This is a genomic window from Streptomyces sp. NPDC038135, from assembly GCF_055601245.1.
Genome location: NZ_JBVJXS010000002.1, coordinates 519,552 through 535,646, shown reverse-complemented (window position 1 = coordinate 535,646; position 16,095 = coordinate 519,552). Strand labels below are relative to the sequence as shown.

Here is a 16,095-nt window from a genome sequence, read left to right as displayed (position 1 = left end):
GCGCCGTCGGTCACTCGGCGGCGACCGCCGGGGCCGTCCGCCGCACCTCCCCGTCGGGGCCGGCGAGCAGCACGGGCGTCCCGGCCCCGCCGAGGTCCGCCACGGCGGCCAGGTCCTCGGCCGCCGCCTCCCCGGCCTCGCTCACCACGGCCGCCGCCTCCAGCGACCGCGCGCCGGAGGCCACCGCCATGGCGACGGCGGTCCGCAGGGCGCTCAGCCGCAGCGAGGGGAGCTCCACCGATCCGGCGGCGTAGGTACGCCCGGTCTCGTCCCGTACGGCCGCCCCCTCGGGCACACCGTTGCGGGCGCGCACGGAGCGGGCCAGCGTGACGATCTTGCGGTCCTCGGGGTCAAGCTCGTTGCTGTCGGTCATGCCCAGAGCATACGAACCCGCCACGGGCCCGCCCCGCCACGGGGTGCGCGGTCCCGGCGCCGGGGTCAGTCCAGGGTCTGGACGATCTCGCCGCGCCCGGCCGTGTGCACCACGCGGCCGCGGGCGCCGTTCACCAGCGCCAGGTAGGGCGGGACGTGCCCGCACTCGACGTCGGCGACGATCGGCACCCCGAGCGGGCCGAGGGCGTCGAGGACCGCCTCGGCTTGGGTGAGGGTGCGGCCGTCGGGGGCCTTGGTGCGGCCCACGAGGACGGCGGCGGCGCGGTCGAAGAACCCGGCGAGCCGCATGCCGTGCAGATTGCGGCAGATGGTGTAGGCGTTGTCCTCGCACGCCTCGACGTAGACGAGCAGGTCGTCGCCGTCGGCGAAGGACCTGGTGTCCAGCAGGCGGGTGCCCGCGAGGTTGACCAGGGTCTCGATGCAGCCGCCGATCAGCCGGCCCTCGACGTCCACGTCGCCCGTGCCGTCGAGCCGGGTCCAGGCGCCGGCCGTGTCCAGGGTGAGGTCGCGGACCTCCGGGTACAGCGCGTAGTCGTCCCAGCCGGTGGCGCGGTGGCGGCCGGGCGGGGTCTGGACGAGGGGCTGCCCCTGCTGCGGGTCGGTCACCACGTCCAGCCAGGACAGCAGGCCCTCGGGTGTCCGGTAGGGCGTGTCCATCAGGTTGTTGCCGTGCACGGTGGCGACACCGGTGAGCAGGGTCAGCGGGGTGATGATCGTCGAGATGTCCGACCAGCCGACGACCCAGGTCGGCTCGGCCCGCCCGATCGCCTCGAAGTCGAGCAGCGGCAGCAGGTCGACGGCGGTCTCCCCGCCCCACGGGGGCACCACGGCCCGGACGGCGGGGTCGGTGAGCATCGCGGTCAGCTCGGCGGCGCGCTCGGCGGCGGGGGCGCTGATGTGGGTCGAGCCGTCCATGCAGCGGCCCACGACGACCTCGTAGCCGCGCGCCTGAAGGTCCCGGACCGCGACGTCGAGCCGCCCCCGGTGCTCCTTCGCCACTCCGCTGGACGGAGAGGTCACGCCGACACGGTCACCGGGGCGCAGGGGGCGCGGATATCGAACAGTCATGCGCGATTCTGACACGACGTCACCGGGCCGGGGCAAGGCGATTACGGCCGGTCCAGCCGCAGCCGCTCCGCCCTCGGCAGCCCCGCGACGACGAGGTCGTAGGAGTCCTCGACCAGCTCCCGGACCTGACGGTCCGACAGCGGGCCGTCGACGGTCACGGTGTTCCAGTGGCGCTTGTTCATGTGCCAGCCGGGGACGATCAGCCCCTCGTGCTCCGCGCGCAGCCGGACCGCGTCCTCCGGGTCGCACTTGAGGTTCACCGTCAGGGGCCGCGCGCCCAGGTTCGTCAGGGCGAACATCTTGCCGAGGACCTTGAACACGGAGGTCTCCGGGTTGAACGGGAAGTCCTCCACGACCGCGTTGAAGGACAGGCAGAAGTCGCGCAGCTCCCCGGGGGTCACTCGGGCGTCCCCTCCTCGGCGGGCTTGCCGGCCGGCTCCACCAGCACCGTCACGATCTTGTTCCGGCGGCCGGCCGCCGCCTCCGCGGTCAGCCGCAGCCGGCGCTCGTCGGGGAGCTCGACCTCGGCGGACGCGCCGGCGATGGGGACGCGGCCGAGCGCCTTGGCGAGCAGCCCGCCGACGGTCTCCACGTCCTCGTCGTCGTACTCCTCCAGGCCGTACAGCTCGCCGAGGTCGGTGATGTCCAGGCGGGCGGTGACCCGGTACCGGTCGTCGCCGAGGTCCTCCACGGGCGGGAGTTCCCGGTCGTACTCGTCGGTGATCTCGCCGACGATCTCCTCGAGGATGTCCTCGATGGTGACGATGCCCGCGGTGCCGCCGTACTCGTCGATGACGACGGCGACGTGGTTGCGCTCCTTCTGCATCTCGCGCAGCAGGTCGCCGGCGTTCTTGGTGTCGGGCACGAAGACGGCGGGGCGCATGGCGGTGGACACCAGGTCGTTCTCGGCGTCGCGGCTGATATGCGTCTTGCGGACCAGGTCCTTCAGGTACACGATGCCGACGATGTCGTCCTCGCTCTCGCCGGTGACCGGGATGCGGGAGAAGCCGGAGCGCAGGGCGAGGGTGAGCGCCTGCCGGATAGTCTTGTAGCGCTCGATGACCACCAGGTCGGTGCGCGGCACCATCACCTCGCGCACCAGGGTGTCGCCGAGTTCGAAGACCGAGTGCACCATGCGGCGCTCCTCGTCCTCGATCAGCGACTCCTTCTCGGCGAGGTCCACCATCGCGCGCAGCTCGGCCTCGGAGGCGAAGGGGCCGCGGCGGAAGCCCTTGCCGGGGGTGAGCGCGTTGCCGATGAGGATCAGCAGCGAGGGGATCGGGCCCATGATCCGGGCCAGCGGCAGCAGCACGTACGCGGCCGCCGTCGCGGTGTTGAGCGGGTGCTGGCGGCCGATGGTGCGCGGCGAGACGCCGACGGCGACGTACGACACCAGCACCATGACGCCGATGGCGACCAGCAGGGCCTGCCAGGTGGCGTCGAACTCCTGCAGGCAGGCGTACGTCACCAGGGCCGCGGCCGCCATCTCGCAGGCGACGCGGACCAGCAGGGCCACGTTCAGGTAGCGGGTGGGGTCGGCGGCGACCTGGGCCAGCCGGGCGCTGCCGCGCCGGCCGGACTTCACGGCCTCCTCGGCCCGGAAGCTGGAGACGCGCGCGACGCCCGCCTCGGCGCAGGCGGCCAGCCAGGCGACGACGACCAGCGCGATCGCGCCGATCACGATCTGCGGACTCATCTGTGGACCGACCCGCCTACGAGACGGTCGGCGCCGGGGACGGCCCGGTCAGCCCGCGCTCGGACCGCCACCCGTCCACGATGGCGGCCTGGAGGCCGAACATCTCGGCCTTCTCGTCGGGTTCCTCGTGGTCGTAGCCCAGCAGGTGCAGCACGCCGTGGACGGTGAGCAGCTGGAGCTCCTCGTCCATGGAGTGCTGCGTCGGCGCCTCGTCGCCCTGCTTCTTGGCGACCTCCGGGCACAGCACGATGTCGCCGAGCAGCCCCTGCGGCGGCTCGTCGTCGTCCTTCGACGGCGGCCGCAGCTCGTCCATCGGGAACGACATGACATCGGTGGGCCCGGGCAGGTCCATCCACTGGATGTGCAGCTGCTCCATGGCGTCGGCGTCCACGACGATCACCGAGAGCTCGGAGAGCGGGTGGATGCGCATCCGCGCGAGCGCGTAGCGGGCGATGTCGAGGATCGCCTGCTCGTCGACCTCGGTACCGGACTCGTTGTTGACGTCGATCGACATGGGCGTGCTGGTCTACTTCCCCTTGGAACCCTTGGCGCCGGGCCTGCCACGGCCGCCCTGGTGGGTGCCGTTCTCGGTGCCGTGCTTGCTGTCGTACATCTCGTACGCGTCGACGATACGGCCCACCAGCTTGTGCCGTACGACATCCTGCGACGACAGCCGGGAGAAGTGGACGTCCTCGACGCCCTCCAGGATCTCCTGCACCTGCCGCAGACCGCTCTTGGTGCCGTTCGGCAGGTCGACCTGGGTGACGTCACCGGTGATCACGATCTTCGAGTCGAAGCCGAGCCGGGTGAGGAACATCTTCATCTGCTCGGGCGAGGTGTTCTGGGCCTCGTCCAGGATGATGAAGGCGTCGTTGAGCGTACGGCCGCGCATGTACGCCAGCGGCGCGACCTCGATGGTCCCGGCCGCCATCAGGCGCGGGATCGAGTCCGGGTCGAGCATGTCGTGCAGCGCGTCGTACAGCGGGCGCAGGTAGGGGTCGATCTTCTCGTAGAGCGTGCCGGGCAGGAAGCCGAGCCGCTCGCCCGCCTCCACCGCCGGACGGGTCAGGATGATCCGGTTCACCTGCTTGGACTGCAGGGCCTGGACCGCCTTGGCCATGGCCAGGTAGGTCTTGCCGGTACCGGCGGGGCCGATGCCGAAGACGATCGTGTGCTTGTCGATCGCGTCGACGTACCGCTTCTGGTTGAGCGTCTTGGGCCGGATGGTCCGGCCGCGCGAGGACAGGATGTTCTGCGTCAGTACCTCGGCCGGGGTCTCCGGGCCGTCGCTCGTCCCGTTCTCGCTCGCCTTGAGCATGGCGATCGAGCGTTCCACTGCGTCCTCCGTCATCGGCTGCCCGGTGCGGAGCACCAGCATCATCTCGTCGAACACGCGCGAGATCAGGGCGACGTCCGCAGGTTCGCCGACCGCGCTGATCTCATTGCCCCGGACATGTATGTCGGCTGCCGGGAAGGCCTTCTCGATCACGCGCAGGAGGGAGTCGCCGGAACCCAGCACGGTCACCATGGGGTGCTGGGCGGGGACGGTGAGCTGTGCTCGCGCCTGCTCCCGCGCGGGGATGTGAGCTTGGGGTGTCTGAGTCATGGGCCGGCGCTTAAGGCCTGCGGTTCCTCCTCGTCACGGCCGCGCAGCTGAGGGCGGCCTCGCACTGTCCAGAGTACGACGGGCCACCGACAACGCCGCAGGGTTTTTCCACCGGACGGGCGGCTTCGCGGGCGGGCCCCCGGACCGTCAGGCCGAACGCCCGAACCCCAGCGTCGGCACCGCCCGGCGCAGCGGCCACGGCCGGTCCAGCTCCTCGGGCACGAGGCCGTCGAGGAAGCCGTACCGGCGCAGCGCCTCGGGGCTCTGGCCCGGCACCGACTGGACGCGGCGCCACCAGGCCCCGATCTCGGACCATCCCGGCGCCGACAGCGAGCCCCCGAACTCCTGCACGGACAGGGCCGCGGTGAGCCCCGCGAGCGCGAGCCGGTCGGCGAGCGGCCAGCCGGCCAGGGTGCCCGTGACGAACCCGGCCACGAAGACGTCACCGGCCCCGGTGGGGTCCAGCGCCTCCACCGCGATCGCCGGGACCTCCGCGCTCTCCCCGGTGCGCCGGTCCACGGCGTACGCGCCCTCCGCGCCCAGGGTCACGACGGCCACCGGGACGTGCTCGGTCAGCGCGTGCGCGGCCGCGCGCGGGCAGTCGGCCCCGGTGTAGCGCATCGCCTCCGCCGCGTTGGGCAGGAACGCCTCGCAGTGCCCGAGATCGGGAAGCCCGGCCAGGTCCCAGGCCCCGGTCTCGTCCCAGCCGACGTCGGCGAAGATCCGGGTGCCCGCGCGGGCGGCCTCCGCGATCCAGGGGGCGCGCTTGCCCGGGGCCAGGGAGGCGACGGCGGCCCGGGCGCGGGGCGGGAAGTCCGGCGCCGGTTCCTCCGGGGGCGGTTCGTGGCCGTGGGAGACCATCGTGCGCTCCCCCTCGTACGCCATGGAGACGGTGACCGGCGAGTGCCAGCCGGGCACGGTCCGGGAGGGCGCGAGGTCGATGCCCTCGCCCTGGGCGAGGGTGTTCCAGCAGTACTCGCCGTAGTGGTCGTCGCCGAACGCCGCCGCGAGGGAGGTCCGCAGGCCGAGCCGGGCGAGCGCGGTGGCCATGTTGGCGACGCCGCCGGGGCTGGAGCCCATCCCCCGGGCCCACGACTCGGTGCCGCGCACGGGCGCCGAGTCCAGGCCGGTGAAGACGATGTCGAGGAAGACGGTGCCCGTCAGGTACACGTCCCAGGGCGGGTCGCCGGATGCGCGGAGGGCGGCGAGCGGGTCGACCTGGACCTGGCGGCGCGCCGCCTGTGTGAGGTGTTCGGGTTCCTCTCCGGCGACCGGGCGGGACGGGGTCACTGTGCGCTCCCTGAGCTGGTGCGGATCTGGCCAGTGTGCACCACTTCACGCCAGTGGCACGCCGGTCCGGCGGACAGCTCGACCCGTCGGAGCGAGCGCGTCTACCCGAGATCATCCGAACCAAACACAGGAGTGATCCAGATCACTTCACCCGGTCTACTTCTGGAACCGCGTGCTTGATACAACTTGCTCGCGCGTTCCCGTCCGTCGACGGCCGTCGCCCTCCCCTCTCCCCCGGCTCTCGAGCCGCTCCTTCGCCTGCCCTGGGAACGCCCGTGTCCGCCCCCCGCTCCATGCCCTGGCCCCTCGTCGCCCTTTTCACGGCCGGGTATCTCGCCCCGTATCTGCTGCCGACCACCGTCGGCCGGCTGGACACCGGGCTTCCGCTCACCACCACCCAGGCCGGCGCCATCGGCAGTGCCCTGCTGCTGAGTTCGGCGGCCGCCGGCTTCCTGCTGGCCTCCCGCGTCGAGCGGGCCGGCGCCCGCACGCTGGCCCGCCTCGGCCTCACGCTCGCCTTCCTCGGCTACGGCGGGGCCGCGCTCAGCGAGGCCGTGCCGGCCGTCGTCGTGGGCGCGCTGCTCGGCGGCTTCGGCTCCGGCACCGTCACGGCGGTCGCGGCCAGTGGCATCGCCGCCCACCGGGACCCGCACCGGGCCACCACCTTCGGCCTGCTCGGCGTCTCCGCGCTGGCCGGCGCCCTCTATCTGACGATCCCCCACCTCGGCCCCGGCCACGGCCTGCCGCTCGCCGCGATCGCCCTGACCGCGCTCGCGGTGTGGCCGTTCACCGGCCGGCTGTCCGGCGCCACCGCCCCCGCCCGCCGGCCGGCCGGACCGGGCGCCCGGCTGCCCCACCGGCGGGCCGGACTGCTGCTCGCCGCGGCCATGCCCTGCTGGTCGCTGGCGCAGAACGCGCTGTGGGGCGTCAGCGGGCGCATCGGCCTCGGCCAGGCCCATCTGACCGAGGTCACCGTCGGCGCGGTGTTCGCCGTCGCGCTCGGCGCCGGACTGGTCGGCGTGCTGGGCGCCGGGGCGCTCGGGCCGCGGCTCGGCCGGGCGGTGCCGATCGGCGCGGGTACGGCGCTCATCGCGGGCTGCATCGCGCTCAGCGCCTCGGCGGACGGCCTGACCGCCTTCGCGGCCGGCGAGATCTCCTGGAACCTGCTCTACCCGGTCGTGCTGTCCTACGTCATCGGCCTGGCCGCGTCCCTGGACCCGCGGGGCCGCTGGGCGGTGCTGGTCGGCTCGGCGGCGTCCCTGGGGACGGCGGCGGGCCCGCTGACCGGGAGCGTGCTCGCGGCCGGGGCGGGCTTCCCGGTCATGGGCCAGGTCCTGGCCGCCGGTCTGCTGGCGATCGCGGTGCCGATGACGCTGGTCGCGCTGCGCGCGGGCCGGCTGCCGCTGCCGGTGGTGGAGATCCACGTGGAGGCTCCGGTCCCGGCAGCGCAGGGGGCGTACGACACCGCCGCCGCCTATCCGAACTCGTACGCCTCCACCTCGGCGAGGTAGCGGGCCCGGCGCTCCTCGTCGTCCTCCAGGAAGGAGGCGAGGAAGGAGTTGCGGGCCAGCTCCCGCAGGCGTTCGTCGCCGAGGCCCAGATCCGCGCGCACCGCGTCGAAGTTGTCGCCGGCGTACCCGCCGAAGTAGGCGGGGTCGTCGGAGTTGACCGTGCACCGCAGCCCGGCGTCCAGCATGGCGGGCAGCGGGTGCCCGGCGAGCACGTCCACCGTGCGCAGCCGGACGTTGGACAGCGGGCACAGGGTCAGCGGGACGCGGTCCCGGACCAGCCGCTCGACCAGCGCCGGGTCCTCCATGCAGCGCAGGCCGTGGTCCACGCGCTCCACGCCGAGCACGTCCAGCGCCTCGGTGATGTACTCCGGCGGCCCCTCCTCGCCGGCGTGCGCCACGCGGCGCAGCCCCAGCGCGGCGGCCGCCTCGAACACCTCGCGGAACTTCACCGGCGGGTGGCCGACCTCGGCGGAGTCCAGGCCGACGCCGGTGATCCGGTCCAGGTGGGGCCGGGCCGCATCGAGGGTCTCGAGCGCCGACTCGGCGGACTCGTCGCGCAGGAAGCACATGATGAGCCTGGTGGAGACGCCGTGGTTCTCCTCGCTGCGGCCGAGCGCCCGCCACAGCCCCTCCACCACGGTGCCCATGCCCACTCCCCGGGCGAGGTGGGCCTGCGGGTCGAAGAAGATCTCCGCGTGCCGGACGCCCTGCGCGGCGGCGCGGGCGAGGTAGGCGTCGGCCAGGTCCGCGAAGTCCTGCTCGGTGCGCAGGACGGCCATCAGCTCGTAGTACAGGTTCAGGAAGGACTGCAGGTCCTCGAACCGGTAGGCCTCGCGGAGCTCTTCGGTGCCGGCGTAGGGCAGCTCGACGCCGTTGCGGGCGGCCAGCGCGAAGGCCAGCTCGGGCTCCAGGGTGCCTTCGATGTGCAGGTGCAGTTCTGCTTTGGGGAGGGGCATCAAAGCATCGTACGAGGGTTTTATCTCCGTTTCGGAACCGGCACCCGCAGCAGGTCGTGGGCCACGGTCAGCTCGCCCTCGAACCCGGCGGCCCGCGCCTGCCGCTCGAACTCCTCCGGGTCCGGGTAGCGCTGGCTGAAGTGGGTGAGGACGAGGTGCCGCGCCCCGGCGTCGCGTGCCACGGCCGCCGCCTGTCCCGCCGTCAGATGGCCGTGGTCCGACGCGAGCGCGGCGTCCTCGTCGAGGAACGTGGACTCGATGACGAGCAGGTCGCATCCGTCGGCGAGCGCGTGCACCCCGTCGCACAGCCGGGTGTCCATGACGAACGCGAACCGCTGCCCGCGCCGCACCTCGCTGACGTCCTCCAGCGTCACGTCCCCGAGCCGGCCCTCGCGCTGGAGCCGGCCGACGTCCGGGCCCCCGATGCCGTGCGCGGCGAGCCGGCCGGGCAGCATCCGGCGCCCGTCGGGCTCGGTCAGCCGGTAGCCGTAGGACTCGACGGGGTGGGACAGCTTCCGGGCCTCGAGCGTGTACGACGGGCTCGCGGCGAGGACGCCGTCGGCGTCGACCGGCGCCTCGGTGAGGCGGACCGTCTCCCGGTAGGCGGTGGCGTACCGCAGCCGGTCGAAGAAGCGCTGACCGGAGCGCGGGTAGTGCGCGGTCACCTCGTGCGGCACCTGGTCGAGGTTGATCCGCTGGATCACTCCGGCCAGCCCGAGGGAGTGGTCGCCGTGGAAGTGCGTGACGCAGATCCGGTTCAGGTCGTGGGCGGCGACCCCGGCGCGCAGCATCTGCCGCTGGGTGCCCTCGCCGGGATCGAACAGGATGCCCTCGCCGTCCCAGCGCAGCAGGTAGCCGTTGTGGTTGCGGTGCCGGGTCGGGACCTGGCTGGCGGTGCCGAGGACGACGAACTCACGGACGGACATGACCGGTTATCCGGGGGGCCATTCGAGGCCACGGCCGCCGAGGACGTGCGCGTGGGCGTGCCAGACGGTCTGGCCGGCGCCGCTGCCGGTGTTGAAGACGACGCGGTAGCTGTCCAGCTTCTCCTCGTCGGCGACGGCCTGGGTCTCGGCGAGCACATCGGCGGCGAGCCCCGGGGCGCCGGCGGCGAGTTCGGCCGCGTTCCTGTAGTGGGCCTTGGGGATCACCAGGACGTGCGTGGGGGCCTGCGGGTTTATGTCCCGGAAGGCGACGGTGGTCCCGGTCTCACGGACGACCGTCGCCGGGATGGCCCCCGCGACGATCTTGCAGAACAGGCAGTCGTCCTGCGGTTCCCCTGCCATGGGGTGCCTCCTGACGCCGGTGATCAGTACCGGGGCATCGTATCGGGGCCGCCGCGCGATCCGGTCACGGCAGTTCGGGCGGCACCTTGGCGGGTGTCGCCGCCAGCGCCTCCAGGGCCAGCCGGATCGCCTCGTCGAGCTGGACGTCCCGGCCCGCCGCGTGGTCCTGCGGGCGCTGCACGACCTCCACGTCGGGGTCGACGCCGTGGTTCTCCACACCCCACCCGGCGCCCTCCAGCCAGAACGCGTACTTCGGCTGGGTGATCAGGGTGCCGTCGACCAGGCGGTAGCGGCTGTCGATGCCGATGACCCCGCCCCAGGTGCGGGTGCCGACGACGGGACCGATGCCGAGGGCGCGGATCGCCGCGTTGACGATGTCGCCGTCGGAGCCGGAGAACTCGTTGGCCACGGCGACGACGGGGCCGCGCGGGGCGTCCCTCGGGTAGCTCTCGGGCCGCATCCCGCGCGGCAGGTCCCAGCCGACGATCCGCCGAGCCAGCTTCTCCACGACGAGCTGGGAGGTGTGGCCGCCCCGGTTCTCCCGGACGTCGACGACCAGCCCCTCGCGGGCCACCTCGATCCGCAGGTCGCGGTGGATCTGGGCCCAGCCGGGCGCCTGCATGTCGGGCACGTGCAGATAGCCGAGCCTGCCGCCGGACCGCTCGTGGACGTGGGCCCGGCGGTCCGCGACCCAGGCGTGGTAGCGCAGGGGCTCCTCGTCCGCGAGCGGGACCACGACCACGTGCCGCAGTTCGCCGCCGCCGGCCGGCGAGACGGTCAGCTCGACGGGCTTGCCGGCCGTGCCGGTCAGCAGCGGGCCGGGACCGGTCACCGGGTCGACCGGCTGCCCGGCGACCGCCACGACGGCGTCCCCGGGGCGCACGGCGACGCCGGGCGCGGCCAGCGGGGAGCGGGCGTTCGGGTCGGAGGTCTCCGAGGGCAGGATGCGGTCGACGCGCCAGCCGCCGTCCTCGTGGCGGGAGATGTCCGCGCCGAGCAGCCCCTGCCGGGCGCCGTCGCCGAAGCCGCCGCGCGGGGTGACGTAGGCGTGCGAGGTGCCGAGTTCGCCCTGCACCTCCCACAGCAGGTCCACCAGGTCGTCGTGGGTGGCGAGGCGGCCGAGGACGGGCCGGTAGCGGCCGAGGACGCCGTCCCAGTCGACGCCGCCCATGTCGGCCCGCCAGAAGTTGTCCCGCATGATGCGGCCCGTCTCGTCGTACATCTGCCGCCATTCGGCGACCGGGTCGACGGTCTGCCGGATCCGGGTCAGGTCGACGGGGATGTTCGCGTCGCCGTCCTCGTCGTCGGGGGCGTGCCGGTCGGCGGGCACCACCCTGAGCCGGCCGTCGCTCCACAGCAGCACCCGCCTGCCGTCGCCGCTGACCTCGAAGTGGTCGGCGTCGGCGGCGAGGTGCTCCAGGCGCTGCTGGGCGAGGTCGTAGCGCTCGAGCCGGGTCTTGGGGTCGGGGGCGTCGGGCGTGGCGCGGCCCGCGCCGAGGACGCCGCGCACCGGGTGGCGCAGCCAGAGCACCCCGTCCCTGGCCGCGCGCAGGTTGGAGTAGCGGGCGGCCTCGACCGGGAAGGGCACGATGCGGTCGGCGAGGCCGTCGAGGTCGACCCGGGTCGCCGGGGCGCCCTCGCTGTCCGGCGTCTCCTCCTTGTCGGGGGCGCCGAAGGGCCGGCCGTGCCGCTGCGGCCCGAACGGGGACGGGGTCGTCGCGGCGAGGGTGATCAGGTGCGGGCGGACGCCCTCCACGAAGGCCAGGTCGAAGACGTGCTCGTCGTAGACCGGGTCGAAGGCGCGGCTGGAGAGGAAGGCGAGGTGCTTGCCGTCCAGGGTGAAGGCGGGCGCGTAGTCCTGGAAGCGCAGCGGGGTCGCCTCGGTGACCGACAGGTCGGTGGTGTTGGCGAGGCGGAGCTGGGAGAGGGGCTGCGGTCCGGGGTGGGCCCAGGCGAGCCAGCCGGAGTCGGGCGAGAACGCGAGGCCGTGCACGTCGCCGTGCTCGCTGCGGGTCACCTCGCGCACCTCGCCGGTCTCCCGCTCGACCAGCAGCAGCCGTCCGTCGTGCGCGGCGACGGCAGCACGGCTGCCGTCGGGCGCCATGGCCAGTTCCAGGACGCGGCCGAGCTGCCCGGCGGCGAGCCGGCGCGGGGGCGTGCCGAGCGCCGCCCCGGTGGCGGGCGCGAACTCCAGGGCGTCCTCGCCCTCGGCGTCCGTCACCCACACCACCCACTCCTCGCCCTCGGAGCGGAAGGTGCGCGGCAGCCGGGCCCGCACGCCGGGCTGGGCGGCGAGCGCGCGGGCGGGGCCGGAGCGGTGGGTGACCCAGTGCACGGCGCCGCGCACGGCGACGGCGCTGCCGCGCGCGGTGTGGTCCGGGGCGGCGGCGCCGAACCAGTGGGAGGCGTTCACCGGGAACGGCTGGAGGTCCACGCGCGGTCCGCCGAGCCGGATGTCCAGCCGGCGCGGCTCGGCGCCGTCGAGGTCGTCCAGCACCCAGAGTTCACCGGCGCTCGAGTACACGACCCGGGTGCCGTCGGTGGCGGCGTGCCGGGCGTAGAAACCCGTCGGCGGGGTGTGCCGGCGCAGGTCGGAGCCGTCGGCGAGGGAGGAGTAGAGCGCGCCGGTGCCCTCGTGGTCGGAGAGGAACGCGATCCGGTCGCCGGCCCACAGCGGGTACTCGATGTTGCCGTCCAGCTCCTCGTGCAGCCGGACGAACTCGCCGTCGCCCTCCCGGTCGATCCACAGCTTGCCCGCGGTGCCGCCCCGGTACCGCTTCCACCAGGCGGCCTCACGGCCCATCGGGGCGGACAGCAGCACGGTGTGCGGGCCGTGGGCGACGTCGCCGACCGGCCCGTAGGGCAGGGTGGCGGCCGGTCCCCCGTCGAGCGGGACGGCCCGGGCCCAGCTCCGGCGCAGGCTCGCCTGGCCGTGGGTGCTGAGCGCGAGCACCGCGCCGTCCGGGGTCCAGCCGCGCACCTGGGTGCGCCAGCTCCCCCAGTGCGTCAGCCGCCTGGCGGGGCCGCCGTCCACCGGGGCGAGGTGCACCTCGGGGGCGCCGTCGCGGGTGGAGGTCCAGGCGACGGCGGTGCCGTCGGGCGAGATGCGGGGGTGGTTCACGGGGACGTGGTCGGCGCTGATCCGCCAGGCGCGCCCGCCGTCGAGCGGGGCCAGCCAGACGTCGTCCTCGGCGACGAAGGTCACCAAGTCGCCGTGCGGGTGCGGGAATCGGAGGTAGCCGGAGGATGCCGTCGAAGCCGCCTGAGTCACTCCGTCACTGTACGCAGCGACCGGCGTCCCCCGCTCCCGGTTCCGATCACTTGCCCTCGACGGGCCGGCAACCGGGGTCGTCCAGACACCAGATGGTCCGCGTCACGGTCACGGTGACGGTCGGCTGCCCGCCCTGCCCGCCGGGTGGCCGGTACGTCGGACCGGGGGTGGCGCCGCAGTCGCCGAGCCCGCTGACGCGGAAGACCTGCCTGCCACCGACGGTGGCCGTCAGGTCGCCGCGCACACAGGCCCCGTCGACGGCCCGGGTCACCTTCCCCTTGACGGTGATTTCCCGCCCGTCCTTGGTCCGCCCCTGGCAGTCGACGGTCACGACGGTGCTCTCGGACGGCGAGGGCGAACCGCTGGACGCACCGCCGCCCCTGCTCCCGTAGTCACCGGTGCAGGTGAGCCAACTCACGTCCACGTGCCGCCGCTTCAGCTCAGCGGTCGCGGTGCTGTCGGTGGTGTACGCGGCCGACGCCGAACTCAGGTCCCCGGGCTGGCACGCCACCACCGCGCCCGCGCCCAGCACCACGAGACCTGCCACGGCCACACCGCGCACGGCCCGCGGCCGGCGCCGAATCCGCCTCGATGCCCCCATGGAGGGCAGCGTGCCACCGCCGTCCCCGGGACGGAAGGCCGCATACGGCCACTCACCCGTTCGGGCAGCGGCGGCCGGTGCGCGCCGGCGCGCCCCGCGCCGTCAGGGGCACAGGAGGAGCCACTCCTGGAGCTCCACCAGGTTGCCCTCCGGGTCCTTGAGGTGGGCCACGCGCATGCGGTCGGTCATCGGGGCGGGGCCGTGCAGCACGGTCGCGCCCCGGGCGGTGATCTCCGCGCAGTACGCGTCGAGGTCGTCCACGCGCAGCACGACCAGGGAGCGGTGGCCGGTGGCGGTCTCGCCCAGTTCCGCCAGGACGCCGGCCATCATGGTGCGGTCCTGCAGCGCGACCCCGGCCGACCCGGCGTGCGGGCTGAACTTCTCGTACGGTCCCTCGCCGGTGCCGGACTGCGGCTTGAGGCCGAGGACGTCGGCGTAGAAGCGGTAGCAGGCGGCGAAGTCGGTCACGAGGAGCCGGACTTGGGCGAGTTCCACGGTGTTCCCCCAGGTTTCAGGACCAGCGGCCGGTGCGGCCCAGCAGGAGGGCCGCCGCGGCGGTGCCGGCGGTGGACGTGCGCAACACCGTAGGCCCCAGCACGCACGGCTTGGCGCCCGCCTCCTCGAAGAGGGCCAACTCGTCCCGGGCGACGCCGCCTTCGGGTCCGACGACCAGCACGATCTCGCCCTGCTCAGGCAGTTGGGCGGTGGCGAGGGGGGCGCTGTCGTGCTCGAAGTCGGAGTGCAGCACGGCGGCGAAGTCGGCCGCGGCGAGCAGCGCGGCGACCTGCCTGGTCGTCGCGGCGTCCGCGACCTCGGGGAAGCGCAGGCGGCGGGACTGCTTGCCGGCCTCGCGCGCGGTGGCGCGCCACTTGGCGAGCGCCTTCTGCCCGCGGTCGCCCTTCCACTGGGTGATGCAGCGCGCGGCCTGCCAGGGCACGATCGCGTCGACGCCCGTCTCGGTCATCATCTCCACGGCCAGCTCACCGCGGTCGCCCTTGGGCAGGGCCTGGACGACGGTGATGCGCGGCCGGGGCTCGGGCTCCACCGGGAACTCGACGGGCTCGACCACCAGGTGGTCCTTCCCCGAGGTGCTGAGGACGACCCCGGACGCCCCCCGGCCCTTGCCGTCGGTGATCACGACGTCCTCGCCGGGCTGCAGCCGCCGCACCGAGACCGCGTGCCGTCCCTCGGGACCCGTCACGTCGATGACCGAGCCGGGGCCCACGCCCTCGAGCGAGTCCACGACGAACACCGGCGCGGTCATCGCGCGTCACCCCCGGCCGAAAGCGCCGTGCGGGCCGCGGCCAGCTCGGCCGCCAGCACCTCGACGAGCTGCCCGGCCGGCAGCTCCCGGGCCAGCCGGTGCCCCTGTCCCGCCCACAGCGCCATGCCCTGCGCGTCGCAGGCCTTGGCGGCGGCCTTGCGCAGCGGCGCCGTCACATGGTGGATCTCGGGATAGGCGGCGGGGGCGTAGGGGCCGTGCTCGCGCAGGAAGCGGTTGACCAGTCCGCGCGCCGGGCGGCCGGAGAAGGCCCGGGTCAGTTCGGTGCGCGCGAACAGGGGGTTGGTGAGCGCCTGTTTGTGCAGGGCGTGGGCGCCGGACTCGGGGGTGGCGAGGAACGCCGTGCCGAGCTGGGCGGCGCTCGCGCCCGCCGCGAGGACGGCGGCGATCTGGTCGCCGCGCATGATGCCGCCGGCGGCGACGACCGGAATGCGCACCGCCTCGCGGATCTGCGTGAGCAGCGACAGCAGTCCGATGCCGGAGCCGTCGTTCTCGGGGACGTCCCGGTGGGTGCCCTGGTGGCCGCCGGCCTCGACGCCCTGCGCGATCACCGCGTCGGCCCCGGACCGCTCGACCGCGCGCGCCTCCTCCGGGGTGGTGGCGGCGGCCAGGATGAACGTCCCGGCGCGGTGCAGGGAGTCGACGACCTCGCGGGTGGGGACCCCGAAGTGGAAGGAGACGACCGGCACCGGGTTGTCGAGCAGCACGGCGAGTTTGGCGTCGTAGCCGTCGTCGCGGCCGCTGTCCGGGTCGCCCAGCTCGGTCTCGTACCAGGCGGCCTCACCGGCGAGCTGGTGGGTGTAGACCTCCACGGCGCCCGCGTCGAGGGGCGCGGCCGCGGCCGCTCCGGTGGAGCCGGTGCCCGCACCCGGGTACACGGGCTGCGGCACGAAGAGGTTCACGCCGAAGGGCCGGCCGGTGAGTCCGCGCAGCTGCTTGATCTCCTGGTACATGCCGTCGGCGGTCTTGTACCCGGCGGCGAGGAACCCGAGGCCGCCCGCCTCGGACACGGCGGCGGCGAGCTGCGGCACGGAGACCCCGCCCGCCATGGGTGCCTGCACGATCGGCTGGGGGAAGAGATCGGTCAGCGCGGAGGACATGCCCGCATGTTGTCACGTCCTGGGGGAGGCGCCGA

The 16,095-nt window shown here is 74.1% G+C and carries 16 protein-coding genes; 1 reads left to right on the top strand and 15 read right to left on the bottom strand.

What is annotated here, in order from left to right:
• Positions 1 to 10: 10 nt before the first annotated feature.
• From ACZ7JA_RS06720 to ACZ7JA_RS06690, 7 genes are all read right to left on the bottom strand, one after another.
• Entirely contained in the window at positions 11 to 373 is a 363-nt protein-coding gene (locus ACZ7JA_RS06720; RefSeq protein ID WP_389299603.1) for a cytidine deaminase, read from the bottom strand.
• Positions 374 to 438: 65 nt separating this feature from the next.
• On the bottom strand, positions 439 to 1,461 hold the full coding sequence (locus ACZ7JA_RS06715) for a S66 family peptidase (RefSeq protein WP_470807507.1): 1,023 nt from the start codon (positions 1,459 to 1,461) through the stop codon (positions 439 to 441).
• Between the two features lie 41 nt (positions 1,462 to 1,502).
• Positions 1,503 to 1,862 (bottom strand): MmcQ/YjbR family DNA-binding protein, encoded by a 360-nt coding sequence (locus tag ACZ7JA_RS06710; protein WP_470807505.1) that lies wholly within the window; start codon positions 1,860 to 1,862, stop codon positions 1,503 to 1,505.
• Positions 1,859 to 3,157: a hemolysin family protein gene (locus ACZ7JA_RS06705; protein WP_351659522.1), complete on the bottom strand. Its 1,299-nt coding sequence runs from the start codon at positions 3,155 to 3,157 to the stop codon at positions 1,859 to 1,861. The genes ACZ7JA_RS06710 and ACZ7JA_RS06705 overlap by 4 nt, the downstream gene beginning before the upstream one ends.
• Positions 3,158 to 3,173: 16 nt before the next feature.
• On the bottom strand, positions 3,174 to 3,671 hold the full coding sequence (gene ybeY, locus ACZ7JA_RS06700) for an rRNA maturation RNase YbeY (RefSeq protein ID WP_365123631.1): 498 nt from the start codon (positions 3,669 to 3,671) through the stop codon (positions 3,174 to 3,176).
• Between the two features lie 12 nt (positions 3,672 to 3,683).
• Positions 3,684 to 4,763, bottom strand: a complete 1,080-nt coding sequence (locus ACZ7JA_RS06695) for a PhoH family protein (protein WP_351659516.1) — start codon at positions 4,761 to 4,763, stop codon at positions 3,684 to 3,686.
• 147 nt (positions 4,764 to 4,910) lie between these two features.
• Complete coding sequence (locus ACZ7JA_RS06690) at positions 4,911 to 6,053, bottom strand: carbohydrate kinase family protein (protein WP_351659513.1); 1,143 nt, start codon at positions 6,051 to 6,053, stop codon at positions 4,911 to 4,913.
• A 275-nt stretch (positions 6,054 to 6,328) separates the two neighbouring features.
• Between ACZ7JA_RS06690 and ACZ7JA_RS06685 the strand changes: the two genes are divergently transcribed.
• On the top strand, positions 6,329 to 7,564 hold the full coding sequence (locus tag ACZ7JA_RS06685; protein WP_351659511.1) for an MFS transporter: 1,236 nt from the start codon (positions 6,329 to 6,331) through the stop codon (positions 7,562 to 7,564).
• Here the strand turns inward: ACZ7JA_RS06685 and ACZ7JA_RS06680 are convergent.
• The 8 genes from ACZ7JA_RS06680 to ACZ7JA_RS06645 all read right to left on the bottom strand — a co-directional run bounded on the left by ACZ7JA_RS06680 (position 7,528) and on the right by ACZ7JA_RS06645 (position 16,060).
• Complete coding sequence (locus ACZ7JA_RS06680; RefSeq protein WP_470807502.1) at positions 7,528 to 8,520, bottom strand: adenosine deaminase; 993 nt, start codon at positions 8,518 to 8,520, stop codon at positions 7,528 to 7,530. The genes ACZ7JA_RS06685 and ACZ7JA_RS06680 overlap by 37 nt on opposite strands.
• 20 nt (positions 8,521 to 8,540) lie before the next feature.
• Positions 8,541 to 9,446, bottom strand: coding sequence for a ribonuclease Z (locus tag ACZ7JA_RS06675; RefSeq protein WP_470807500.1), 906 nt, complete (start codon positions 9,444 to 9,446; stop codon positions 8,541 to 8,543).
• Positions 9,447 to 9,452: 6 nt separating this feature from the next.
• Complete coding sequence (locus ACZ7JA_RS06670; protein ID WP_389299589.1) at positions 9,453 to 9,806, bottom strand: histidine triad nucleotide-binding protein; 354 nt, start codon at positions 9,804 to 9,806, stop codon at positions 9,453 to 9,455.
• A gap of 64 nt (positions 9,807 to 9,870) precedes the next feature.
• Positions 9,871 to 13,077, bottom strand: coding sequence for a S41 family peptidase (locus ACZ7JA_RS06665; protein WP_470807499.1), 3,207 nt, complete (start codon positions 13,075 to 13,077; stop codon positions 9,871 to 9,873).
• 46 nt (positions 13,078 to 13,123) lie between these two features.
• Complete coding sequence (locus ACZ7JA_RS06660; RefSeq protein WP_351659498.1) at positions 13,124 to 13,678, bottom strand: hypothetical protein; 555 nt, start codon at positions 13,676 to 13,678, stop codon at positions 13,124 to 13,126.
• Positions 13,679 to 13,780: 102 nt separating this feature from the next.
• Entirely contained in the window at positions 13,781 to 14,173 is a 393-nt protein-coding gene (locus tag ACZ7JA_RS06655) for a VOC family protein (RefSeq protein ID WP_351659495.1), read from the bottom strand.
• Positions 14,174 to 14,189: 16 nt separating this feature from the next.
• Positions 14,190 to 14,942, bottom strand: a complete 753-nt coding sequence (locus tag ACZ7JA_RS06650; protein ID WP_351659492.1) for a 16S rRNA (uracil(1498)-N(3))-methyltransferase — start codon at positions 14,940 to 14,942, stop codon at positions 14,190 to 14,192.
• Entirely contained in the window at positions 14,939 to 16,060 is a 1,122-nt protein-coding gene (locus ACZ7JA_RS06645) for a nitronate monooxygenase (protein ID WP_470807497.1), read from the bottom strand. The genes ACZ7JA_RS06650 and ACZ7JA_RS06645 overlap by 4 nt, the downstream gene beginning before the upstream one ends.
• Positions 16,061 to 16,095 lie beyond the last annotated feature (35 nt).